Annotated in this window: 21 protein-coding genes and 1 tRNA gene; 10 read left to right on the top strand and 12 right to left on the bottom strand. The window is 42.2% G+C overall.

What is annotated here, in order from left to right:
• Positions 1-102: 102 nt before the first annotated feature.
• Both ACQKCP_RS01480 and ACQKCP_RS01475 read left to right on the top strand, forming a co-directional pair.
• The gene (locus tag ACQKCP_RS01480; protein ID WP_057759368.1) at positions 103-603 is read left to right on the top strand and encodes a lactoylglutathione lyase family protein; all 501 of its coding nucleotides are present in this window, start codon (positions 103-105) and stop codon (positions 601-603) included.
• 210 nt (positions 604-813) lie between these two features.
• Positions 814-1,626, top strand: coding sequence for an enoyl-CoA hydratase (locus ACQKCP_RS01475; RefSeq protein ID WP_427611007.1), 813 nt, complete (start codon positions 814-816; stop codon positions 1,624-1,626).
• A 189-nt stretch (positions 1,627-1,815) separates the two neighbouring features.
• On the opposite strand, the gene ACQKCP_RS01470 is transcribed toward ACQKCP_RS01475, so the two are convergent.
• From ACQKCP_RS01470 to ACQKCP_RS01460, 3 genes are all read right to left on the bottom strand, one after another.
• Entirely contained in the window at positions 1,816-2,154 is a 339-nt protein-coding gene (locus ACQKCP_RS01470) for a RidA family protein (RefSeq protein WP_055124581.1), read from the bottom strand.
• 163 nt (positions 2,155-2,317) lie between these two features.
• On the bottom strand, positions 2,318-3,565 hold the full coding sequence (locus ACQKCP_RS01465; RefSeq protein ID WP_427611006.1) for an NAD(P)/FAD-dependent oxidoreductase: 1,248 nt from the start codon (positions 3,563-3,565) through the stop codon (positions 2,318-2,320).
• 343 nt (positions 3,566-3,908) lie between these two features.
• A complete protein-coding gene (locus ACQKCP_RS01460; RefSeq protein ID WP_427611005.1) occupies positions 3,909-6,113 on the bottom strand; it encodes an ATP-dependent helicase in 2,205 nt (734 codons plus the stop codon).
• 410 nt (positions 6,114-6,523) lie between these two features.
• Between ACQKCP_RS01460 and ychF the strand changes: the two genes are divergently transcribed.
• From ychF to ACQKCP_RS01440, 4 genes are all read left to right on the top strand, one after another.
• On the top strand, positions 6,524-7,615 hold the full coding sequence (ychF, locus tag ACQKCP_RS01455) for a redox-regulated ATPase YchF (RefSeq protein ID WP_427611004.1): 1,092 nt from the start codon (positions 6,524-6,526) through the stop codon (positions 7,613-7,615).
• Between the two features lie 128 nt (positions 7,616-7,743).
• Complete coding sequence (locus ACQKCP_RS01450; RefSeq protein ID WP_427611003.1) at positions 7,744-8,343, top strand: hypothetical protein; 600 nt, start codon at positions 7,744-7,746, stop codon at positions 8,341-8,343.
• A gap of 274 nt (positions 8,344-8,617) precedes the next feature.
• On the top strand, positions 8,618-10,033 hold the full coding sequence (locus ACQKCP_RS01445; RefSeq protein ID WP_427611002.1) for a deoxyguanosinetriphosphate triphosphohydrolase: 1,416 nt from the start codon (positions 8,618-8,620) through the stop codon (positions 10,031-10,033).
• Between the two features lie 104 nt (positions 10,034-10,137).
• On the top strand, positions 10,138-10,818 hold the full coding sequence (locus ACQKCP_RS01440) for a TetR family transcriptional regulator (protein WP_057759356.1): 681 nt from the start codon (positions 10,138-10,140) through the stop codon (positions 10,816-10,818).
• A gap of 21 nt (positions 10,819-10,839) precedes the next feature.
• Here ACQKCP_RS01440 and gspK read toward each other — a convergent pair whose 3' ends face one another.
• From gspK to ACQKCP_RS01410, 6 genes are all read right to left on the bottom strand, one after another.
• On the bottom strand, positions 10,840-11,907 hold the full coding sequence (gspK, locus tag ACQKCP_RS01435) for a type II secretion system minor pseudopilin GspK (RefSeq protein WP_427611001.1): 1,068 nt from the start codon (positions 11,905-11,907) through the stop codon (positions 10,840-10,842).
• Positions 11,908-11,955: 48 nt separating this feature from the next.
• Complete coding sequence (gspJ, locus tag ACQKCP_RS01430; RefSeq protein WP_427611000.1) at positions 11,956-12,813, bottom strand: type II secretion system minor pseudopilin GspJ; 858 nt, start codon at positions 12,811-12,813, stop codon at positions 11,956-11,958.
• Positions 12,810-13,280 (bottom strand): type II secretion system minor pseudopilin GspI, encoded by a 471-nt coding sequence (gene gspI, locus ACQKCP_RS01425; RefSeq protein WP_427610999.1) that lies wholly within the window; start codon positions 13,278-13,280, stop codon positions 12,810-12,812. The genes gspJ and gspI overlap by 4 nt, the downstream gene beginning before the upstream one ends.
• 38 nt (positions 13,281-13,318) lie before the next feature.
• The gene (locus tag ACQKCP_RS01420) at positions 13,319-13,945 is read right to left on the bottom strand and encodes a prepilin-type N-terminal cleavage/methylation domain-containing protein (protein ID WP_427610998.1); all 627 of its coding nucleotides are present in this window, start codon (positions 13,943-13,945) and stop codon (positions 13,319-13,321) included.
• Between the two features lie 351 nt (positions 13,946-14,296).
• Positions 14,297-14,980: a TetR/AcrR family transcriptional regulator gene (locus tag ACQKCP_RS01415; protein WP_057759351.1), complete on the bottom strand. Its 684-nt coding sequence runs from the start codon at positions 14,978-14,980 to the stop codon at positions 14,297-14,299.
• A 233-nt stretch (positions 14,981-15,213) separates the two neighbouring features.
• Positions 15,214-16,002, bottom strand: coding sequence for a TatD family hydrolase (locus tag ACQKCP_RS01410; RefSeq protein WP_427610997.1), 789 nt, complete (start codon positions 16,000-16,002; stop codon positions 15,214-15,216).
• 256 nt (positions 16,003-16,258) lie between these two features.
• On the opposite strand from ACQKCP_RS01410, the gene ACQKCP_RS01405 reads away from it, so the two are divergent.
• Positions 16,259-16,924 carry an acyltransferase gene (locus ACQKCP_RS01405; protein ID WP_427610996.1) on the top strand — a complete coding sequence of 222 codons (666 nt, stop codon included), beginning with the start codon at positions 16,259-16,261 and terminating at the stop codon, positions 16,922-16,924.
• Between the two features lie 21 nt (positions 16,925-16,945).
• Here the strand turns inward: ACQKCP_RS01405 and ACQKCP_RS01400 are convergent, their stop codons facing one another.
• Positions 16,946-18,733, bottom strand: a complete 1,788-nt coding sequence (locus tag ACQKCP_RS01400) for a GspE/PulE family protein (RefSeq protein WP_427610995.1) — start codon at positions 18,731-18,733, stop codon at positions 16,946-16,948.
• 59 nt (positions 18,734-18,792) lie between these two features.
• Entirely contained in the window at positions 18,793-19,650 is an 858-nt protein-coding gene (gene tsaA / locus ACQKCP_RS01395; protein ID WP_427610994.1) for a tRNA (N6-threonylcarbamoyladenosine(37)-N6)-methyltransferase TrmO, read from the bottom strand.
• 426 nt (positions 19,651-20,076) lie between these two features.
• Between tsaA and ACQKCP_RS01390 the strand changes: the two genes are divergently transcribed.
• Entirely contained in the window at positions 20,077-20,850 is a 774-nt protein-coding gene (locus ACQKCP_RS01390) for a ferredoxin--NADP reductase (protein WP_101205461.1), read from the top strand.
• A 152-nt stretch (positions 20,851-21,002) separates the two neighbouring features.
• Positions 21,003-21,089, top strand: a tRNA-Leu gene (locus ACQKCP_RS01385).
• A 79-nt stretch (positions 21,090-21,168) separates the two neighbouring features.
• On the opposite strand, the gene ACQKCP_RS01380 is transcribed toward ACQKCP_RS01385, so the two are convergent.
• Complete coding sequence (locus tag ACQKCP_RS01380) at positions 21,169-21,414, bottom strand: hypothetical protein (RefSeq protein ID WP_201572470.1); 246 nt, start codon at positions 21,412-21,414, stop codon at positions 21,169-21,171.
• A gap of 506 nt (positions 21,415-21,920) precedes the next feature.
• Between ACQKCP_RS01380 and dinB the strand changes: the two genes are divergently transcribed.
• Complete coding sequence (gene dinB / locus ACQKCP_RS01375) at positions 21,921-23,006, top strand: DNA polymerase IV (protein ID WP_427610993.1); 1,086 nt, start codon at positions 21,921-21,923, stop codon at positions 23,004-23,006.
• Positions 23,007-23,102 lie beyond the last annotated feature (96 nt).

Genomic DNA, 23,102 nt, shown 5'->3' with positions numbered 1-23,102 from the left:
TTTATACTTATTTATATAATATTTGATAATTTTACATAATGAAAGTGCATTTGTATACTGGCCTCACGTTAAACAAGAGTACAGCAAACAGGAGCACAAATTATGAACAACGTTTATCCAAGAAGCTTTTCGCACATCGGTCTTTCAGTCCCTGACCTAGATGCAGCCGTAAAATTTTATACTGAAGTGATGGGTTGGTACACCATCATGGAACCAACTGAGATTGTCGAAGATGACAGCGCCATTGGTGAGATGTGTACCGAAGTATTTGGTGCTGGTTGGGGCAGCTTTCGTATTGCTCACCTGTCGACTGGTGACCGTATCGGCGTCGAGATTTTTGAATTCAAAAACCAAGAAAACCCTGAAAACAACTTTGAATACTGGAAAACAGGTATCTTTCACTTCTGCGTCCAAGATCCAAACGTTGAAGAACTGGCTGAGCGTATGGTTGCAGCAGGTGGTAAAAAGCGTATGGAAAAACCACGCTACTACTACCCTGGCGAAAAACCTTATCGCATGATCTATATGGAAGACCCGTTCGGTAACATCGTCGAGATATACAGCCATAGCTATGAGCTTATCTATAGCGAAGGCGCATACTAAGTTCAGTATGAATACAGCTTAGTATAAATTTAAGTTAGTATAGAGTTAGCTTATATCTGATTGAAAAACCAATAGCGTACTCATCATCTGAGTGCGCTATTTTTTCGTGCGCTTTCTATGTGCTCCATCTATTGTATAGAATGTGAGCCATGCTACTATTTAGTCAGCTATATATAAAACTATAAACCAACCCATTATCAAGGATGATCAATGACTCAATCTGACATTACTCTAGACATAGACGACCTTCTGGTTATTAGAGAAGACGATAAAGACAGTGGCGTCGTCACGCTCACCTTAAACCAACCCAAACAATTCAATGCCCTGTCCGTTGAAGTACTATCTGCCATGCAAGCAGAACTGGATAATATCGCTCAAGACGATACGATCAGAGTCGTGGTTATTCAAGCGACAGGCAAGGCATTCTGTGCTGGTCATAATCTAAAACAAATGCGCGCGCACACAGATGCAGCATTTCACCGCGCTCTATTCCAGCAATGTAGCAAAATGATGCTTGCCATCAACCATATGCCACAAGTCGTCATTGCAAAAGTACAAGGCATTGCCACAGCCGCAGGATCTCAACTGGTCGCCGCTTGTGACTTAGCCGTTGCCGCTGATAATGCAAAATTTGCTACTTCTGGGATAAACGTTGGACTGTTCTGCTCCACACCTGCTGTAGCCGTCAGCCGTAATCTACCTCGTAAGCAAGCGTTTGAAATGCTAATCACAGGTGAATTTATCGATGCGCATACTGCCTTGCAATATGGCTTGATCAATCGAGTTGCGCCAGCAGAGCAACTTGATCAAACACTACAGTCATTGATAACGGCGATTACTGCCAAGTCTCCAGTAGCAGTAAGAACTGGCAAAGATATGTTTTATAAACAACTGGATATGAACATCGAAGACGCGTATGACTATGCCAGTGAAGTGATGACATGCAATATGATGGCAGACGATGTGGGCGAAGGGATTGATGCATTTATTGAGAAGCGCCGAGCGGTATGGAAAGGGTGCTAACTCCTATAATAATAATCATTATATTGCTTAGCTGATATCATACAGAATATGCTTAGTTCAGAAAACTAGCATACCGATTTGCATTAATTAAATTTGCTTATTGCCAAGCATAAAAAAGGCCACGATATCATTATCATGGCCTTTTTCATTTCTATTTAATACAGGTGCTGTAGGTACTATGAGCAGTCTTTACTCAGCAGCGATAGCGATCATTTCAACCAATAGCTCAGGACGTGCTAAAGCTGACTCACCACAAGCGCGAGCCGGTGGCTGAATACCTTCAAACCACTGGTCATAAACTTCATTCATAGCAGCAAAGTCAGCCATGTCTTTGATCCAAACCGTGACTGATAGTAGCTTTGATTTATCACTACCTACCTCTTCTAGCAACGTTTGAATTTTTTCTAGACAAGTCAATGTTTGCGCTTTGATATCGTCTTCTGCATTGCCGACCTGACCACACAAATAGATAGTTTGGTTATGAATTACGGTTTTGCTCATACGTTGATTGCTGTGTAGCTTCTTAATCATGTCTATACCTTTCATTTATTAATTTAAGTCTGTGCTAACTATAGTCAATTCACTATAAAAGCGTTACAGCGTTAACCTCACTTGAAGTATGACATATACATCTGCACTCGGTTGCCTTGTACCGCTCTTAAATTGGATCAATTATATATCAGATGCACGCTTAGTTAGAAAAACGCTGGGCACTAAAGGGTGCAAGATCGACCAATGTAGGCTTATCGTGAATCATCTCTTCAACCAGACGACCTGTCATTGGCCCTAAAGTGAAGCCTTGATGGCTGTGACCAAATGCGAACCATAGTTTGTCATGCTTGTCTGCAGGGCCGATGACTGGCTTCATATCAGGCATACAAGGACGTGAGCCTGCCCATGCTTCACTCTCAACCGCATCTTCTAATGGCAAGATTTTTTTAGCCAGCTTCAATACGGTTTTTAACTGACCAAAGTTTTTTGGCGCATTCATCGTGGTCATCTCAGCACCAGTGGTGATACGGATACCCTGCTGCATTGGCCCCATCACAAAGCCTTTGTCCATATCAAACATACTGTGATTGATGGTGTTCTTTTCTGTCACTTTGAAATGCTGATGATAGCCGCGCATTGGGAATAGTGGCAGGTTATAGCCAAGTGGTCTGATCAAATCATTAGACCATGGGCCTGCTGCGATAACCAATTTGTCACTATAGTAGGTATCGTTATCAGTGATAACTTTCCAGCCTTCGCCGTCTTTTACGATTTCTTTTACATCGCTTTCTTTAATCGTACCCTGCATATCTTGGAAGTTTTTTGCATAAGCTTTCACGAGCGAGCTTGGGTTTGATACTTGCCAAGAGTTTTTCCAATGAATTGCGCCAACGAAACCTTCAAAATTGGCACTAGGTTCCATTGCTTTTAGCGCTTCAAGGTTTAGTACGTTATGCTCAACACCTTGGTTACGCGCATCGATAGCTGATACTTGAGCTTCTTTAAACGTCTCTTCTGAGCGATGCAATTGCAACCAACCATCACGAGTAATGAGCTCGTCAGCACCAGAAGCGCTAATCATGGTTTGGTGCTCACTAGTACAATGCTCAATCAGCGTCTGCCACTCTGATTCAATTTTTTTGACTGAAGCCGGCGTAGAGTATTTCCAGTACTGAAGCAGCGCTTGGTGATAACGTAAAATGGCCGGAATACGATAGCGAATATCGGTACCTTGGTTTGGCAACACTCTGATCATTTCTGTCAGCTGACGAGGAAAAGGATGTGTATGAATGGCTTCGCGCTGAATCAATCCTGCATTGCCATATGAGGTCTCTGACCCTGGCAATTTTTTGTCTAACAATAATACATTTGAGTTATTTTTTTGTAGATGCCACGCGATTGACGTGCCAACCATACCTGCACCGATAACGATAACTTCGTAGCGCATAACTTATCCTTTTCTTAGGGTGTTAATACAGAGTATCAAATATAAGGGTCTAACAGAATTAGGTGGTAATAGTAACGCATTAGGATAAATTTGAAACCCTTATCTGAGAAATATTTTCGCGTCACATACTTTTGGTTATGGGGTTTTTGAGAAGGTATTTTTGATAGGAATAATACTGGCCTTGAGCAATAATCTAGCAACAATTTTAGTGAGAATCGCGGCAAATTATCTAATGTTTTTGGTTATAAAACGCTCAAGTATTCGACAGCTCACTTATCTATATTACTGAATAGCCTTATTAGCTTATGTTTAATTGATTGGATAATCACCTAAACATAGCGTATTACCACCAAATTGGGTCATCGTCTTCTATCATGGTCCGCCTTGTCGTCTCAACCGTTACCTCATCCGCAGATAGCTCAGCGATAAAACGTGACGGTTTGTCAAAGTATCCAGAATAACTAGAAAAGTAATTTGGTGCTGTCAGATACAACTGTGTCTTTGCACGACTACAGGCAACATAAAACAGCTTACGCTCTTCTTCTGATGCTTCAAAGTCATCTAAAGAACGATGATGCGGCGTGATGCCATCTACCAATGAGTTGACAAACACTACTGGCCACTCAAGCCCCTTAGCACTATGAATGGTCGAGATAGTGACTTTGTCATTGCTACTGTCTTGACCACTATCTGAATTGCCCATCACGGCAACTGAATCATTAGGTGGGTCTAAAGCGAGATTTTCTAAAAAGCTATCAAGACTTGTGTGCTCTGTCGCTAAATTCTTTAATACCCGAAAGTCTTCGGTACGCTCACGCCAATTTTCTTCAATCAGCTTTAATACTGGGATATAAAACTCAAGAATACGTTCAATAGCTGTCTCGACCGATTCAGCTTGCTGTGCCTTGGTAAGCGCATGATATAGAGGTTCTAACTGCTCGCTTTTTTTTGCAAAGGGTGCTGCCAGTAGGGATTCAAACAGATTATCGTCAGCAGTAATAGCTTGGGTTAAGCGCGTCGCCGTCACTGCACCCACCCCTTTAAACAAAGTTAAAATTCGATGCCAAGCAATCGTGTCATTTGGGTTATAGAGTATTTTGACAAAGGCCAACACATCTTTGATATGACGTCTTTCAATGAACTTGATACCACCCACAACGATAAAGGGAATATTGCGCGCCATAAATTCTAGCTGTACGTAATTGGACTGAAATGACGTACGGCATAAGACAGCAAAGTCGTTGTAGTCATACTCTGGCTTTAGCGCGACAATTTTATCAGTGATATAGCCCGCTTCTTTTGGCTCATCACTGAGTCGTCGAAATACTGGTTTGTGTCCTTCTATCGGCGCATCAGAATACAGCTGCTTTTGATAGCCTAGCGTGATTTGTGCTGACAACGCATTGATATAGGTTAAAACGGATGGCGAGCTGCGATAATTTTGTTCAAGCTTAATAAGTTTGGCATGAGGATAAGTCTCACCGAATAGAAGAATGTTTTCATAATTGGCACCGCGAAAGGCATAGATGCTTTGATTGTCGTCACCCACTACCATCAGCGATACCGACTCAGGCTCACATATTAGGTCGATTAGCTGCTTTTGCGGAATATTGGTGTCTTGGTATTCATCAACCATAATATAGCGATACTGGCTTTGCAGCAGCTGTCGAAAGGTATCATTAGTCTTCAAATGACGTACGACTTGGCTGATGATGTCATCGAAATCGTATAAGTGATTGGCGCGCTTATACTCATGAAAGTCAACTGCCAGCTGCTCGATGATAGTAATATGCACGGCAATATCGGGGTAACTACTTTCGATTAAGTCGCGAATTTGTATACGTCTATTTCTAGACGTCGATATGATATTTTGCAGCGTTTTTTTGCGTGGAAAAGCCTGTGACTTGGTTTGAGTAGGATACTTTTTTTCTTTATGCACCAAGTCGATAGCATCCTCACTATCACCAGTATCCAAAATCGTAAATCGCGGATTGATACCAAGCAGCCCTGAATATTGACGTAGTAACATATTACAAAACGAGTGAAAAGTACCACTAGTGATGCTATTTAATGCCTTATCAGTTGGCAGCCTATCCTCAGCCAGCTCTTCGTCTGATAGCTTTTGATTTGAAAGACTGCTTGCCAGCAAGGACTTAGCTCGATCTTTTATTTCATTCGCGGCTTTACGCGTAAAGGTCAGTAGTAGAATCTCTTTAGGCGACACCCCGTTTTCCAATAGATAACTGGTGCGATAGGTCAAAGTTTTGGTCTTGCCCGAACCTGCACCAGCAATGACCAATACCTTGCCGTCGATAGTAGTCGCAGCCATTAACTGATCGGGATTTAATTCACTGGCATAATCGACCTTTAACCCCAAACCACTATCTAGCCCCTGCTTTAATAACTTGAGGTTTTTCGTCTCAGCCGTATCAATTAAATTTGCCTCTAACTTTTTAATAGCCTGTTCAAGTCGAGTCAGTTTAGGCTTCATCTCAAGGAAGTTCTGCGGGTATTTATAGTGGCGTGTGTCAAAAATCGAGGTTGTCATTGTCTACAATTGCCTTACATTTTATTTTGGCGATATTATCAGCTTATGTCTGACTGTTTATAGCTTTAGAATAAGTATGATTTGCTAAAATTGACAGAATATATGTGCTGAATTTTCGGTGAACTTTAAGCCCTTATCTATACGTGACAGTTTAGCATATTAAAAAATAGGGTTTATCGGCTCACATAAACCATGTGTCACTCGTATTGATTCGCCTTGTTCATTTTCAAGCCTCTAATATGACCTGCTTTTGTCATAAAGCTGCTTATCATTATCAGGTAAAAACCTGAGCATATACCGTAACAACCTCACCCCTATTCAGGTAAATTTGCTACAATGTGCCCAATTTTGATTTATCATTTAACCAAACTTTATACCAACTGATTTTATTAATACATTGAGAGAATGTTATGGGTTTTAATTGCGGCATCGTCGGCCTACCAAACGTGGGTAAATCCACCTTGTTTAATGCGTTGACCAAAGCGGGTATCGCCGCTGAAAACTTTCCATTTTGTACCAAAGATCCCAACACGGGTATCGTGCCAGTACCAGATCCACGTCTAAAGCAACTGGCTGATATCGTCAATCCTGAACGCGTTCTACCAACGACCATGGAGTTTGTCGATATCGCAGGTTTGGTCGCAGGCGCGTCAAAAGGCGAAGGCATGGGTAACCAATTCCTAGCCAACATCCGTGAGACCGATGCGATTGCTCATGTGGTACGCTGTTTTGATGATGACAATGTGGTACACGTTGATGGACGCGTTAGCCCGATTGATGATATCGAAACCATCAACACTGAACTGGCACTTGCAGATTTAGAAGCTGTTGAGCGCGCAATCCACAACCAAACCAAAAAGGCTAAAGGTGGTGATAAGGACGCGCAAGCATTGCTTGATGTGTTCAAAAAAGTTGAACCATTACTAGCAGAAGGCAAAGCGGCTCGTGCAGCTAACCTAGACGCTGATGAGAAAAAACTAATCAGAAGTTATGGTTTAATTACGCTAAAGCCAACCATGTATATCGCTAACGTCTCTGAAGATGGTTTTGAAAACAACCCATACCTTGACGCTGTTCGTGACTATGCCACTGGTGAAGACTCTATCGTCATCGCGCTATGCAACCAGATCGAATCTGAAATCGCTCAGCTCGATGAAGACGATAAAAAAGACTTCCTAGCTGAAATGGACATGCTCGAGGCCGGTCTTGATCAAGTCATTCGCGGTGGCTATGACTTACTTGATATGCAGACTTACTTTACCGCTGGCGTAAAGGAAGTACGTGCTTGGACTGTCGCTATTGGTGCGACAGCGCCGCAAGCAGCTGGCGTGATTCATACTGATTTTGAGCGCGGATTTATTCGTGCTGAAGTCATTGCGTATGATGACTTTATCGAATATAACGGTGAGAAAGGTGCTGCTGCTGCTGGTAAATCACGTTTAGAAGGTAAAACTTACATTGTGCAAGATGGCGACGTGATGCACTTTAGATTTAACGTATAACTTTAAATAGTATAGCTTGTTTAAAGTTAATTAGCCGATGTTGGATATTCTCCATCATCGGCTTTATTTTACCTATTTATTGTTATATTATAACATATCTTTATCTTGCTTACTTGAGGACTTATATTTTGACTAATTATTTTTCTAAACTTGCAGGTATTACTATACTAGGTAGTGTGATGGCAGGCTCTCTACTAGGCTGTCAGCCGAACAACAATACCGATGCAGCGGTATCTGAAGAGGCGCCTGTAGATAATCATGCCGAACATGAACAAGGTCATGAGATGCATGATGATAAAGAGCATGAAGATCACGGCCACGAAGGGCATAATGATATGGAACACGGTCATGAAGGGCCTAATCATGAAGGATACGATCATGAGAGTCATAGCCACGAAGAACATACGCACGCAGGTCACGATCATGCCAGCAACAGCACTCCTTTCTCTTGTGAGCCTACTGCTACTATCGGCGTTTCTTATCATAGCGACAGTACACCACAGACAGCGCATTTGCTCATCGATGGTATCGAATACGATTTAACAGCTATTGCTAATAGTGAAACTGATGCTGATAAGGGAATCTATACCAGCGATATCGGATTAGACAATACCCACGGCATCATATGGCAAGTAAATGGAGACAAAGCGACATTGCTTAATAAGACACTGGACAGCGATGTAGCTATCGACAAGGAAGACCTACTTTTTGACTGTCAAAAGTCTTAATATAGTTTATTCAATATAATTTGGATACAAGCAAGGCGAGTGAAAGCAATACCAATAGCAGGCTAAGCAAGACTGACACCGTATCTAATTTATAGGGCATCAACTCTAGGCAAAGAAGTCTAAAACGAGTACAAGGCAGCCGATGGCAGATTGTACAAATATTAGCTCTAAGGAGGGGAACGCCGTAGCCGTTTAGTAGTTCTCTGACTATATAGCTGTACCAAGGGCGCTATTTTGCTATGCTAGAGGCTCCCTTGGTTCCGGATGTTTCAATATGCTAAGTACACCAACCTCTTTGTCGTCCCCTACCACACAATGGTCACATCTTCTCAACTCACAACGTCTTGGTGCTTCCAAAAAATTTAACGCCAATACCAGTACTCGTTCTCAGTTTCACAAAGACTATGACAGACTGGTATTTTCTCACTCTTTTCGCCAGTTAAATCAAAAAACCCAAGTCCATCCATTGACCAATCAGCTCGGTATTCATACGCGCCTGACTCACTCGCTAGAAGTGTCTTCTATTGGTCGCTCTTTGGGAATGATGGCTGCCGAAAAAATCCATGATGCATTAGGTAGCGGTTTACCAACAGGAGTCTCACCAGCAGATGTCGGCGTGATCGTACAAGCGGCTTGTCTCGCTCATGACATTGGTAATCCGCCTTTTGGCCATGCTGGAGAGTATGCGATTCGTGATTGGTTTAGACAACCTGAACCGCAAGCGATTTTGCAAAATTTAAGCAGCAATGAGCGACTAGACTTACTGGCATACGAGGGTAATGCTCAAGGCTTTCGCCTATTGGCACGTAATGAGCATCATCCTGACAAGGGTGGTATGCGGCTCACCTGTGCCACGCTAGGCGCCTTTATGAAATATCCGTGGTTGGCAACTCACAGTAACGATGTCAATGACAACCATTATAATGTGCAAAAATTTGGCTGCTTTTATAGTGAGGCGTCTCAATTAGAAGAGTTAGCGGCGTGCTTGCACTTACCACGCTCGGAGCAACACGATGGCTTTGCGCGCCATCCATTGGCTTACCTGTTAGAAGCGGCAGATGATATCTGTTATGCGCTAATCGATTTAGAAGATGGCATCAATCTGAATATGCTAACCTATAGCGAAGTTGCCACAATATTTTATGAGCTGATTGGTGAGCGTTCAAGCAGCGTAAACTTGCCAGCGCATATGTCTGTCAGACAAAGCCTCGCCTCCCTACGGGCACGAGCCATGATGCGGTTGGTCAATACCGTCACCGATGCTTTTGTAGCCAACAGTGATGCATTGCTAGCTGGTACATTACCAGGCAGCCTGTTTGCCCATTGCGATACCAGCGTACAAAATGGTATCAATCAAGCTAAGCAACTGGCACGCGAAAAAATATTTAATCATCCGAGCAAAGTAAGAATGGAGCTAATGGCCAATCAATGCCTGCATAGCCTATTAAATGCCTTTATGCCGCTCGCTTGGACAGGGTCTCAATCTGCTACTATGCAGCCGCCGATGTCTTTTGAGCAGCAACGTCTGTTAAGATTGCTACAGCCCCATCTTGACGAACATCGCCGCATCTTGTCTGACGATATCTATCATAATGTCTTAAATATTTTGGATTTTATTACAGGTATGAATGACCATGAAGCTTATCGACTGGCGCAAGAACTGCAGGGTCATTGGGGTACAGTGGTTTAAAAGACCAGTACAGGTTTAGTAAATTAACACGAATGGCGTATTTCAGTCGTATTTATGCGTTGAAATGAGTATGATAAACACCTACCGGACAATTTTGAAATATTATGAGCAGTCGCGAACAAAAGAAACTTCAAACTCGGCACGCCTTTTTTAATGCTGTGCTCGATTTATGTATGACAGGGCAATCTTTTAGCTCTATCAGTCTCAGACAAGTAACACGCGAGGTTGGCGTTGTGCCGACTGCGTTTTATCGCCATTTTGATGATATGGAGTCACTCGGGCGCGCTTTGGTCATTGAGGAATTGGGCGGCACGTTAGCCACGTTAAGTGATAGCCTGCAGATTGGGCGCAAACGTAGCTTTGATCGTCAAATCGCAAAAAGTATTCAGCTATTCTTGTATATGGTCAGCGATCAGCCTTATTACTGGCAGTTTTTGGTCAGTGAGCGTTATGGTGGGTCAGAAGCAGTACGCAAAGCCATTAATGAGTTGATTAAGATACACGCTCAAGGTTTGGCAGACGACTTAGCGTTGCAGCCAGCGTTTACCCATATCAATGCTTATGACCGTCGCTTATTGGCTGAGGCTGGCGTAAATATGTTCTTTTCTTGGATTATTGATTGGCTAGAGCTGACCTATACAGAAGATCATGATGATGAGATTGATCTAAACGAAATCGAAGAAAACAAACAGCTAATGCTACACAACTGCACTCGTCAAGCACAGATGCTTTTTTACGGGGCTTATAATTGGAAGTCTAGCGAAGAAACACGCCTCAAAGACTAGATACGATCTCTATACCCTCTGCTAAAAGCTCGGACGAAATGCCCATAGTCGCTGTGTTACTACTTTGACTTCCTTGGGCATTTTACCGTCTACCTCACTACTGTTACTCGCCTGATTATTACTAGCAGCCTCACTACTATTAACTACTTGATTATTATCAACGACAGTTTTACTAATCAAGACTGTGGCAAAACGCTCTCTCGCTTGACCGACAGTTGCGTTATCAGTCGCTGTGATAAGCGCCATAAATGCTTGGCTATCAACGGCGAGCATGGGTGTTAAAGCCTTTCGCTGCTCATCATTCACACTGCCAAATATCGGTAACTGCCATACTGCATCAATAGACGCCAGCGCCTGCTGCGCGCGCATATCGACCAGTGCTTGCATTTGTTGGCTGTTAGCACCATCAATTAGTGCGGCTAACAATACAGGACTGGCAGTATTGATATTAATAGGCACATAATAAGGCACTGCGGTAAGATAAGGCCGTAATACTGCTAATGTTTCAGCGCTCACCCCTGTCACTTCTAGTAGCTGATCGATACTGACAAAAGGCTGATTTGGCAGAGCATCTGTTGCTACAGCGCTTGGCTGCTGCACATATACCGTACTTTCATCACCGCCATCTTGATATACCTCGCCGTCTGCATCTTGCCAATCAAGTATAGCAATAGCAATATCAGGCTCTAGACTTAGTTGCGTGAGTAGTCGTTGGAATACTGCTAAAGCAGTGGTGTTGGCCGACCCATCTTGATACAAGTTATTAATGTTAAAACGACCAGACTCATCGCGTAGCTCGATGCTGACACTATGACTAGCCAATGTATAAGGTGGTATTGGCTGCGCCCAGATATCTTGCGCACTATCCGTATCATTGAGGTTGCTATCAGCGCGAATCATCGTCACTGCTAACTGTTGACCTGCATCGATATCTTGCAGCAACTGATTTTGATCGAACAACAGACCACTACGCCTAATTGCAATTTTTTGGCTAGCAAGCATCGACCCTGCAACCACAGTAATACTGACTACCAATAATAAGATAGTCAGCAGTGCAACACCGCGTTGAGAGTTTGCAGTCATCGACATACATAGCCTTTGTTGTTGAGCAATTGATGCATTTTAACCACTACCTTCTCAATTATTCGTTCTCGCACTGCTATTATTGTCACTACCATCATTACCACTGTTGTCATTATTGGCATTATCATTGCTACCACCACCTGTATCATTGGCTGTGCTTTGACTATTGCTATGCGATATCGGTTGCGGGGCGAATGCCCATTGCCAAGTGATTGGCATGTCTTGATATGTAAAGCTAACCGCGACTCCTTTCGGTAATAAACCAGATGTGGGCTTAGGACTCGCTGTATTCGCTGATCGTCTCACCGCTGTATTTATACTACCGCCACTGTTAGCGTCATCGCTCGGAAACTTGGTATTTAGCTCTGGTAGATAGGCTTGCCAACTCCCTGCTGTGACACCTTCGAGCAATACGCTGTCCAAGCTAACGCTGTCACGCCCGCCTTCCATACTGGTATACTGGCGACGTATCAAACGCTCATCCGCAAAAATATATTCGATACGTTGGAGGCTATTGCTACTCTGATATCGTGGATCAGAATCGGCAAAGCGTACAAAGCTGATATGCTCGCCATCTAAGCTCATAAAAGGCTCAGGCGCTATTTTGTTTATTTGTCCGTTTATTTGCTCGCTTGATTGGGGTTTGTTGTTCGCATTACCACTATCGTTTGGACTGTTATTCGCTGCACTGACACTTTGGGTCGCCGCTTGATAAGGGATAATTTGACCCATATCTTGCTGTAACTGTAAATAAGCGTACTGCAGGACAGCCAGATTGTCAGCATGAAATTGTGCACGCTCACGAGCACGATTGACCCCATCAAACACTTGCCAGCCTGCAACGGCTAACATCGCAAATATTGCCATTGCAACCATTAGCTCAAGCAGTGTAAAACCACGCTGATGCCTCACAGACCGCCCCCGGCCTGCTCGCTATTACCCATCATGTTTAGACCACTTAAATCCAAACTGCCCGTATCTTGCTCAGCATTACTTAGCATCACAGTGATATCAGTAACCGTTGTGCGAGTCTGTCCATCTATAATAGGCGCAACTGCGATATTTACTTCTTTTAAGGCAGGTGTGATAGCGTCACCGACTGTCATTGCTATTTGCCAATCACGCCCTTGAGCATTAACAGTTTGGGTGCGGTTGGCTGTCAGCCACGTCTCTTGAATACGTAAATCAGCGGCGGCATTTTGGGCAACGAAGTGAGCAAGCGTACGAGTACGCAATATATCAACCGAGCTCAGATACGCACTACTAGCACGGCTCGCCGCGACGGCTACCACTGCCAAAATAGCCAAAGCAACCATCACTTCGATAAGGGTAAAGCCGCTCTCGCGCCTAGGCTTGAGTGATATAGATTTTGGTGACATAGGCTGGCTTGTCATAGGAGGTTTATATAATTTAGTCACTATATTCCCTGTCCGATTCGCATGCTGCCATCTGGCATTATCGTAATCACCTCACCCACTAGACGCGAATCGTGAAGTACTTCAATGGTGACAGGCGTTGCTTGTCCCGTACCAAACCATAATACTTGGGGTACGTTTTGATCGCTAAACCAAGGCTGTAACGTTCGGGTTCGTCCCGTATTTTGTAAACTACTAGAATCCAAACTTTGAACTCTAATACTTACGCCAGTAGGCAGCTCAGGCAAGCTAACACCTGACTCAACCTCCCAACTTGGCATTGGTTTTTGCTCATCATTAGAGCTTGATAAACCAGCTACCTCTGCCGACAGCTCCATAGCATTCTTAGGCTGACTGTCGGTGCTATCTGACATCATCTCTGTTGTCTGGTACGCGACATATGGATTTGATAGGGTAACAATGACTGGCTCTACTTGACCTTGCTTATCTGCCTGCATACGCAAACCCATCGGCTGCATACGTTCAGCCGATAATAGGCGAACGTAGCTCAACGAATCAGTCAAATGCTCATAAAAAGCGCGGTTTTTGCGGGACTCACTACTACCGACAGACAAGCTCATTATGCCAGCAAATATAGATAAGATAACGACTACCACCACGATTTCCACCAATGTAAAACCAGCCTGTGTCCGACTGTTTATTGGTGAGACTGATGATAAGAGATGAGTATCAGTTGATATGCAGGCGCAGTTGTGACAATGGTCTGTCGGTCTTGTATCTAAGTATCTTGACTGAGACGTTTGACTAATTAAAGTAAAAGAGCAAGTAGCCGCTGAACTGGACTGCGTCTTAACACTGACCGGCATATTGCACCTATAAGCCCAATTTTAATTGTCGCAGAATGAGAAAAAGTTTTTGAAGAATATTAGAAGATATATGAATTCGTGCTGCAATAGTAAGCATTACAACACGATTTATCAAAGCCAAGAAAGGTTCAAAACCCAAAATTACTTGCTACTTTAGTAATTGGTATTGCGGTGCTCTTCTGATTCAGTATCGATTTGCTCTACCAGCTCTTGCATATCCTCATCCATGACCTCTTCATCGTCAGCAGGATAATGACTTGGCAACTCTAGCACTTGCTGAACAAAGGCATAACGCAGCGTATCACGGCGTCCTAAGTAGCGTTGGTAAAAGCTTGAATTTAATAGCCCTGCACCGCCCTGACCAATCGCCCAAATAGACGATAGATAATCACGAGTACTCAAATTACTGTGCTCATCTTTTAGATATGCGCTGATGATATCAATCAAACGCTTCATGCGCTGGCGACGGATATCGTATAACTCACCAAATAAACGATTGAGACCTGTCACTGATGCTGCCAGACGCTCTTCGATTTGGTTCAATAGCATGGCTTTTTGCGGGTTGAATAATTGCTGGAAAATCATACGGGCAACGCCTGCCGACGGGCAGTCATCGATACGGTTAATCTCAAACAATTGCTCTTCGTAACGAATAATAATACGCAGATAAAGCTCATCTTTACTGGAGAAATGCTTGTACAGGGTGCCTTTAGCCAAATCGAGCTGATCTGCCAAACTGTCTAAAGTGATATCACCATCGCCTGACTCAAGTAGCAATTGTTCTGCCATCGCTAAGATGTTCTCTTCTCGTGCCTTGAACTGGTGCTGACGACTCATAATCTCTCCTAAAACATGACAAGATTAAGCATATGACCATCAATTATGTGCGTACATTTGGCAATGAGCGTATAAAACTATACAAGAACTGCTGAAATACCATAAAAGGGATATGCTTAGATTTACAAATAGTCATTGATAATCATATAGTTACATTTAGTAAATCAAATACTAAAGGGGATTAAACTATAAGACTATCACATAAATGACTGACTGGTCATAGCATAACCATTTTAGCGATACTGTGCCAGTAAATTTTCAAAGTTTTTTGCGGTTAATGCTCCGACCTCGTTACTATCACAACCGTACATATCTGCGATAAAGCTCGCGACGTAAGGTACGTAGGCAGGCTCATTGGGGCGACCACGCTTAGGCACAGGCGCCAAATATGGACTGTCGGTCTCAATCAAGATTCTGTCTCTAGGCATGTGCCTTGCAGCATCTTGGATATTTTGGGCGCTTTTAAAACTGACAATGCCTGAGAAGGAGATATAAAATCCTAAATCTAAAGCACGTTTTGCGGTCTCCCAATCTTCAGTGAAGCAATGGATAATACCATGCTCAGCGCCTTCACTTTTTAAGATATCGATCGTATCTTCTTTTGCATCTCGCATATGTATGACAAGCGGTTTTCTTAGTTGCTGACTGGCATGGATATGGCGTGCAAGACTGGCTTGCTGCTCTTTTTTATTTTCTGTAGACCAGTAGTAATCTAGCCCCGTCTCGCCTATTGCCCATACATGCTCTTTATCAGCAGTCTCTATCAGACGCTCAATCGTCGCTGATTTCAGTACATCAATATCTTCACAAGGATGAATCCCTACACTCATCCCTAGATTTAGTGTCTCATCACCGTAAGTGCTTACAATATTAGCAATCTCGTCATATTCTGCAAAATCACACATGATTGCCATCGCACGAGTAACATTAGCAGTTTTCATGGCATCAATCGCGCCAGATAATTTACCATCGTATTTTGTTAGATCTAAACGGTTGAGGTGACAATGAGTATCTGTAAACATAAATAATCTCGTTGTTAAAAACTTATCAATTAAAAGTCTGGGAATTAAAAATTTGAATCTTGTTTGCATTGATTGCTGTGAAGGAAGCTGTTTTCAAGTATTGTTTAACGGTACACTACCTTAAATGGCTATCAAAAATACTCTAAATAGAATTTATTCTAAATAAATGGATGATACGAACTTAGTCGATACATCATGACAATCTTTTAAAAGCCTAAACTTCAAAACCTTTATTACCTCTCATAAGTGCCATACTATGAACCATAAAAAAACTATCACTTTACCCCCTATCTTCAAAACACTGTTACCGAAGCAACTATATAGACAACGGTTTTTACTACAAGATAAAGGCCATAGTAATTACATTGAAATAGCTAACGACGTACGTATCATTGGCAACTCCACAATTACTATTCGTAAAGGTGATAACAATCGAATTACCATTGGTAGTCATGGGAAACTTAATAAACTAAAAATCGACATTAATGGTAATCACAATCAAGTCACTATCGCAGAACATGTTAAATTCTCTGGTCAATTATTAGTCGTTGGTAATCATTTACGCATTCATATTGGTGAGCATACCACTGCCATTGATTGCTATATCTTGGCACGTGACAAGAGTGTGACTATTGGTAAGTCTTGCATGATATCGCGTGGTATTGAAATTCGCGCTACCGATGTGCACAAGGTCTACGATATAGATACTAACGTACGAGTGAACACAGCACATTCTGATGTCATTCTAGGAAATCATATTTGGATTGCGGCTAATGTAACTATTTCAAAAAACGTCTCTATCGCTGATGGATGTATCATCGCAGCAGGTGCCTTCGTCAATAAACCAGTCACTATACCAAACTGTATGGTAGCAGGCACACCAGCAAAAATCATTCGCCAAAACGTACGTTGGGAACGCTAAACACGACTTCAAATACAATAGTTAATTAAGAGGCACGACTCGCATCACCTCTTCTATGGTTGTCACACCTTCACTAATACGTTTTGCCCCTGATAAACGCAATGGCTGTAGACCTTCTCGATAGGCTTGTTGTTTGAGTACATCTAAGTTTGTATCGGCTGCGACCAGTTTTTTTAATTCGTTAGACAACGGCATAATCTCGTATAGGCCGACTCGTCCCTGATAACCAGTGTGTCGACAATGCTCGCAGCCTTGAGCCATATAAATTTGTGCTGGGGCAGGTGCGCGCCAAGGTTGTACCAACTCCTGCCATTGAATGGCAACCTCGCTGTCTGGCACAACGTCTACCGCTTTTTTGCAATGCGGGCATAGCGTACGTAACAAGCGCTGTGCCATTACACCTAAGATAGTCGCTGATGTCAAAAATGGCTGAATACCCAAATCATGCAAACGAGTGATTGAACTTGGCGCATCGTTAGTATGTAGTGTCGAGAGCACTAAATGCCCTGTCAATGAGGCTTGTACTGCCATATTGGCTGTTTCAGCATCACGAATCTCCCCCACCATAATAATATCAGGATCTTGACGCATCAAAGAGCGAATGCCGTCAGCAAAGTTTAAATCGACACCTGGATTCACTTGCATTTGGTTAAATGCAGGTTCAATCATTTCAATAGGATCTTCAATGGTACAGACATTGACTTGTTCAGTCGCTAACTGCTTGAGAGTACTATACAAGGTCGTGGTCTTACCCGAACCTGTAGGCCCAGTGACCAAAATAATCCCGTTTGGATGAGCAGTCAATTCATGCCACGTTTCAAGCTGCTTACCCGATAGACCAAGCTGAGCAAAGGAACGCACCAGTACTTCAGGATCAAACACCCGCATGACCAACTTTTCACCAAAAGCGGTTGGCATAGTCGATAAACGAAGTTCTGTCTCTAATCCCTTCGGCGTTCGCGTCTTTAAACGGCCATCCTGTGGTTTACGCTTTTCTGCCACGTTTAGTCGCCCTAGAATTTTGATACGTGCGGTCACCGCGACGATGATTGCCAATGGCATTTCATACACCGTATGGAGTACACCATCAATTCGGAAGCGAACCTTACCTGTCTCACGACGTGGCTCTAAATGGATATCACTAGCTCGTTGCTCAAAGGCATATTGCAACAGCCAATCAACAACTCTAACAATATGCTGGTCATTGGCATCAGGATTAGTATTATCACCCAATTGCAATAATGCTTCGACATTGGTCACATCGGCAGCTGCACGCTTATGGACACTATTTGCGCCTGCGATCGCTTGGGTGACTTGATAGAACTCCTGCCGGTAGCGTTTGATCTGCTCAGGGTTGATATAGACCGTACGATAGCTTTTTGATTTGATCAATTTTTCAATACTTGAGTGCCAGTCAGTATAAAAAGGCTGATCCGTTCCAATAATCACTTCGTCTACAGCGACCTCAATCGGTAAAATATGCTGTGAACGTGCATATTCAAATGACATCAATTGTGTGACCGCAGGGACATCAACTTTTAGAGGGTCAATACGAACGAGAGACATGTCTGCTTTAGCCGCCAACCATTGGTTGAGCCAAGCCAAAGTTAACTTATTTTCAGCGCTAATGTCCGTCGCATGGCCATTAGGCAAGCCAAATTCACTAATCGTTAGTAGAGGGTGCTGCGCTTTGTCGCGACGGCTAGTAATGACTAAGTTATAGCCGCGTTGGTCAATCACTTTATCTGCCAATAGCTCATCTAGACACCAACGCAAATCAATCACTATCGAGTACTGTTGAGCAGACATATCTCTCTTCTTCTATTATTTTAAAACGTGTTGTTAAAAACGATATCGATGCAAGCCAGCTACACCGTAACCACAGTGATTATCTGTAGCTGTCCTGATTCTATCAACTGAAAACTCACATCAACCGATTTATAACGCATAACAAATGGCGTGGCTATCTCTATCCGTCGATAAGCTGGACGCGGGTCTTGGGCAATTAATTCTTTAATAATACTCATATCTGAGGTTATCAATTGATTTTGTATACGATGAATCGTAGACGCAACTGTCGCATTAATTAATCCAGTGTTTACGTCTTTGATACTTGTATCATTATTATGAGTACTTCTAGTATATCCTGTGCTTACTAGCATCATAAACTGTTCGTTAGCAGCATCGGTCACGGTCACGTTTAATAATTCTGGAGCAGTTGGTGCAAAACCATTTTCCGTCTGAATCAGCGCATCACTATAGGCCACATACGGCTTTATATCGATGATTGGCGTGCCGTCTATCATATCAGCACCTTTGATAATCAATAATACACGACCTTGAACTATTTTGACTTGTTCGAGCTTGACGACAGATAGGCCTAGCCCTGAAGGCCGATACATACTTCGACTGGCAAACACCCCTATTTTTTGATTACCGCCCAATCTTGGTGGGCGTACTTGAGCGCGAAAGTCACTACTGGTTTCATTGTTGTTTTTATATCTATAATTATGATGAAACTGCCAACTCACCCATATATGACTAAACTTATCCAAACCATCAAATGCAGCTGGCGTATCATATGGCGCTAACATCTCAATGACACTAGTCAGGGCAACCAGGTTTGGCTGGCGCGGCGCACCGAATTTTTGTGAAAGCGGAGCACGGTGATAGCCAACAACAGGAGCTTGATGGTAGTTATCTAACAGGGAATTCTCATCAAGCATAGACTAACTCCAGTAATGCAAAACCACCTTGATAAGGCAGTTTTGCCAAATGATACAAAATTACTCACTAACGATATTCCATTTTATCATGCTAGACAATCACTGCTAGACGGATTTTTATTTTAAAGTTTGGTATTATGAGCAAGAAATTTGATGAGAGTCATTTACATTTGGATGATATGACCGGTAATACTGTCATCGTTGACGCAAATTTACTATGTCTAATGACGTAATAGTTGGTTGTATATAAGCTGATAAACCAGTTCTATTGCGCTTACTCATCATTTACTCGTTCATAAAAATAGCAGTTTCGACAACGATTAAAAGACTGATACGTTTTTATAATGTTCAATCTAACATTGAAAATTCTGATTTAATACTTATTCAAACTTAATACACAAATAACAACTTATTAACGAGGACTTTATGTCAAAACTTCGCACCGAAACGGTCACAGAGGTTCATCACTGGAATGACTCTCTATTTAGTATCAAAACCACTCGTGACGATGGCTTGCGCTTTCGTAATGGCGAATTTGCGATGATTGGACTTGTTGTTGATGGCAAGCCACTACTACGCGCTTATTCAATTGCCAGCCCTAACTATGAAGATCATTTAGAATTCTTCTCTATCAAAGTTCAAGATGGTCCATTAACTTCACGCTTACAGCATATCAAAGTAGGTGATGAGCTGTTAGTCAGTAAAAAGCCGACGGGCACACTAGTATTGGACGATCTGCTACCAGGTAAGAACCTTTACATGCTCTCTACTGGTACTGGTCTTGCTCCATTCTTATCACTAGCACGTGATCCTGAAGTGTATGAGCGTTTTGACAAAATTATCTTAGTACATGGCGTACGTCATGTTCATGATTTGGCTTATCGTGAGATGTTTGAAAACGAGCTGCCTAATGATGAAATCTTTGGTGAATGGTATCGCGAAAAATTCATCTATTATCCAACCGTTACGCGTGAAGAATTCAGAAACCAAGGTCGTGTCACTGATTTGATGAAATCTGGCAAATTGTTCGAAGATATTGGTTTACCGCCAATGAATAAGGACGACGACCGTGTCATGCTTTGTGGCAGTATGCCATTTAATGCTGAGGTTTCTGCTATTCTAGATGACTTCGGCCTGACTGTTTCACCACGTATGGGTGTGCAAGCAGATTACGCAGTTGAGCGTGCCTTTGTCGGTTAGAATGATGCTATTTAGCATCATTAGAATAAATGAAAAATTGTATAAAATAATACTTGACGCATGTAAATAGGCTGCTATAATACGCAGCCTATACAGTCAACACTGTAACCCAATTCGGTAATATTTAGTTAATAATTATTATCACCTAACATGCCAGTGTGATGGAATTGGTAGACATGACGGATTCAAAATCCGTTGCCTTTAAAAGCGTGTCGGTTCGAGTCCGACCACTGGTACCAATATTTAGTACAAACTAGCCTCCTTTATCGGAGGTTTTTTTGTGCTTATTATATTCGCCCTATCAAACTCTTAATTTATTTATATCGATACTTCAAATGGCATGACAGCGCTTATCTTAATCGGTACCGCATAACTCCATGGCATGCCAGCACTACAATAAAAATATCCATCATTAAATGACACAATATAGGCTGTAAAATCATTACCACACTGATCCATCATCGCTTGTTCATCGCTTTCATCACACACTGCGCACCATATTTTTTTATCACCCCGCGCTAGCATTGCTCGTGTCAAATCACTCCCTTTTAATTCATGACTCATCATCAGCTCCTTAATTATCTTGAACTTTCTCATTACTATTTTTTTAGAAAGTTAATTTACCAGTACTCAATTTATAAGTTTGGTATGAGCTATAAACAATGTCTTATCAGGTAAATACAACTCCTATAAAAGACCATTTATTACTTTCATAACTATTGATTATCGTGGTTAATATATTGTAAAACGATAGCATTAGAACTGTAACATATAACTATAATATTCATGATGGAAGGCAATAATATTCAGACAGGCGGTATAGAAAATCTGAAAAACTTAAGGTATACACCATACTGAATATCTATTAGTGAACATATGTTAACTATATTAAATTTGCTAGTGTTTTAACGCCATATATCTCTGACTATTAACCTTACACTATATTTAATTATTGATATATAGATTATTCACATATTGCCATATTTTTATGGTTCTATATTCGAAAAAAACCTTTACCGTTTAATAATCGATACTGAAATAAAAGTATTGAGTGATGTAAAATATTAATAATGAAAACGCCTACAGCATCCAGTCCACGTAAAATCATTCATATAGATATGGATGCGTTTTATGCCAGTGTAGAACAACGTGACTTCCCAGAATTACAGGGCAAGCCACTAGTGGTTGGCGGAGATCCAAGTGGTCGCGGTGTTGTAGCAGCAGCTAGCTATGAGGTACGTCAGTTTGGGGTGCGCTCAGCCATGTCTTGTTATGAGGCTCGCAAACGTTGTCCAGAAGTCATATTTGTCAGACCACGTTTTGAAGTATATCGAGCTGTTAGCAGCGATATTCGCAATATTATGTACAGCTTAACGCCTCATGTTGAGCCATTATCGCTAGATGAGGCTTATCTTGATGTCACTGGTCTCACGGTACATAAAGGCTCAGCGACATTGATGGCCAATTGGTTAAGAACACAAATATTGCAACATACAGGATTGACTGCTTCTGCTGGCGTGTCCTTCAACAAGATGTTGGCCAAGATTGCCTCTGACACCAATAAGCCTAACGGCACCGCTATTATCACGCCGAAAGACGCTGATGCTTTTATCAGCACACTACCTATTGAACGATTTCATGGAATAGGTAAAGCAACGGCAAGGCGATTACATGCGATGGGCGTGACTAACGGTGCTGATCTACGCCGTATGTCAGCCGAAGTATTGGTTAATGAGTTTGGTAAGCGAGGACAGTTTTATCATGATATCGCTCATGGTCGGGATGAACGCGCTGTCAAATCTGAGCGCCTGCATAAGTCTGTTGGTTCGGAGACTACTTTTAGAGAAAACCTAAACGATGACACGGCATTACGTGTACAAATCTATGAACAAAATGCGGATGCCTTCGCGCAACTGCACAAAAAAAGTCTCATCGCTCATACTATAACGCTCAAGGTTAAGTATGCCGATTTCACTCAGATTACCCGTACGCACACGCTAACCACCGCTTTTAGTAGCGCTGAATCTGCACATTACTGGTTAGATAAGTTATTCTTAGATATTCCTCGCCAGCTCCCTATCCGATTAGTCGGGGTCACTTTTTCGTCATTGACACCTGCAACCCAATTATTGCCTCAATTAAATTTATTTGAGTAAAATAAGTGAAGGCTAACGTAATAAACATTAGAACAGTTGAAAACTATTACTTTTGCTTAGGCTATTCAAATATGTTTTGTGCACGGTGACTACTTA

The organism is Psychrobacter sp. NPDC078631 (assembly GCF_050268165.1).
Lineage (GTDB): Bacteria > Pseudomonadota > Gammaproteobacteria > Pseudomonadales > Moraxellaceae > Psychrobacter.
Note: the sequence above shows the minus strand (reverse complement) of the source record. Positions and strands in the feature narration are given on the sequence as shown.

Excerpts from the sequence above, each read along its gene's own strand:
- ACQKCP_RS01445 (WP_427611002.1), top strand. The coding sequence starts at position 8,618 with ATGCTAAGTACACCAACCTCTTTGTCGTCCCCTACCACACAATGGTCA.
- ACQKCP_RS01460 (WP_427611005.1), bottom strand. The coding sequence starts at position 6,113 with ATGACAACCTCGATTTTTGACACACGCCACTATAAATACCCGCAGAAC.
- ACQKCP_RS01405 (WP_427610996.1), top strand. The coding sequence starts at position 16,259 with ATGAACCATAAAAAAACTATCACTTTACCCCCTATCTTCAAAACACTG.
- ACQKCP_RS01465 (WP_427611006.1), bottom strand. The coding sequence starts at position 3,565 with ATGCGCTACGAAGTTATCGTTATCGGTGCAGGTATGGTTGGCACGTCA.
- gspK (WP_427611001.1), bottom strand. The coding sequence starts at position 11,907 with ATGTCGATGACTGCAAACTCTCAACGCGGTGTTGCACTGCTGACTATC.
- ACQKCP_RS01400 (WP_427610995.1), bottom strand. The coding sequence starts at position 18,733 with ATGTCTGCTCAACAGTACTCGATAGTGATTGATTTGCGTTGGTGTCTA.
- ACQKCP_RS01390 (WP_101205461.1), top strand. The coding sequence starts at position 20,077 with ATGTCAAAACTTCGCACCGAAACGGTCACAGAGGTTCATCACTGGAAT.
- ychF (WP_427611004.1), top strand. The coding sequence starts at position 6,524 with ATGGGTTTTAATTGCGGCATCGTCGGCCTACCAAACGTGGGTAAATCC.
- dinB (WP_427610993.1), top strand. The coding sequence starts at position 21,921 with ATGAAAACGCCTACAGCATCCAGTCCACGTAAAATCATTCATATAGAT.
- ACQKCP_RS01480 (WP_057759368.1), top strand. The coding sequence starts at position 103 with ATGAACAACGTTTATCCAAGAAGCTTTTCGCACATCGGTCTTTCAGTC.
- ACQKCP_RS01380 (WP_201572470.1), bottom strand. The coding sequence starts at position 21,414 with ATGAGTCATGAATTAAAAGGGAGTGATTTGACACGAGCAATGCTAGCG.
- gspI (WP_427610999.1), bottom strand. The coding sequence starts at position 13,280 with ATGTCACCAAAATCTATATCACTCAAGCCTAGGCGCGAGAGCGGCTTT.
- tsaA (WP_427610994.1), bottom strand. The coding sequence starts at position 19,650 with ATGCTTGATGAGAATTCCCTGTTAGATAACTACCATCAAGCTCCTGTT.
- ACQKCP_RS01440 (WP_057759356.1), top strand. The coding sequence starts at position 10,138 with ATGAGCAGTCGCGAACAAAAGAAACTTCAAACTCGGCACGCCTTTTTT.
- ACQKCP_RS01415 (WP_057759351.1), bottom strand. The coding sequence starts at position 14,980 with ATGAGTCGTCAGCACCAGTTCAAGGCACGAGAAGAGAACATCTTAGCG.
- ACQKCP_RS01410 (WP_427610997.1), bottom strand. The coding sequence starts at position 16,002 with ATGTTTACAGATACTCATTGTCACCTCAACCGTTTAGATCTAACAAAA.
- ACQKCP_RS01475 (WP_427611007.1), top strand. The coding sequence starts at position 814 with ATGACTCAATCTGACATTACTCTAGACATAGACGACCTTCTGGTTATT.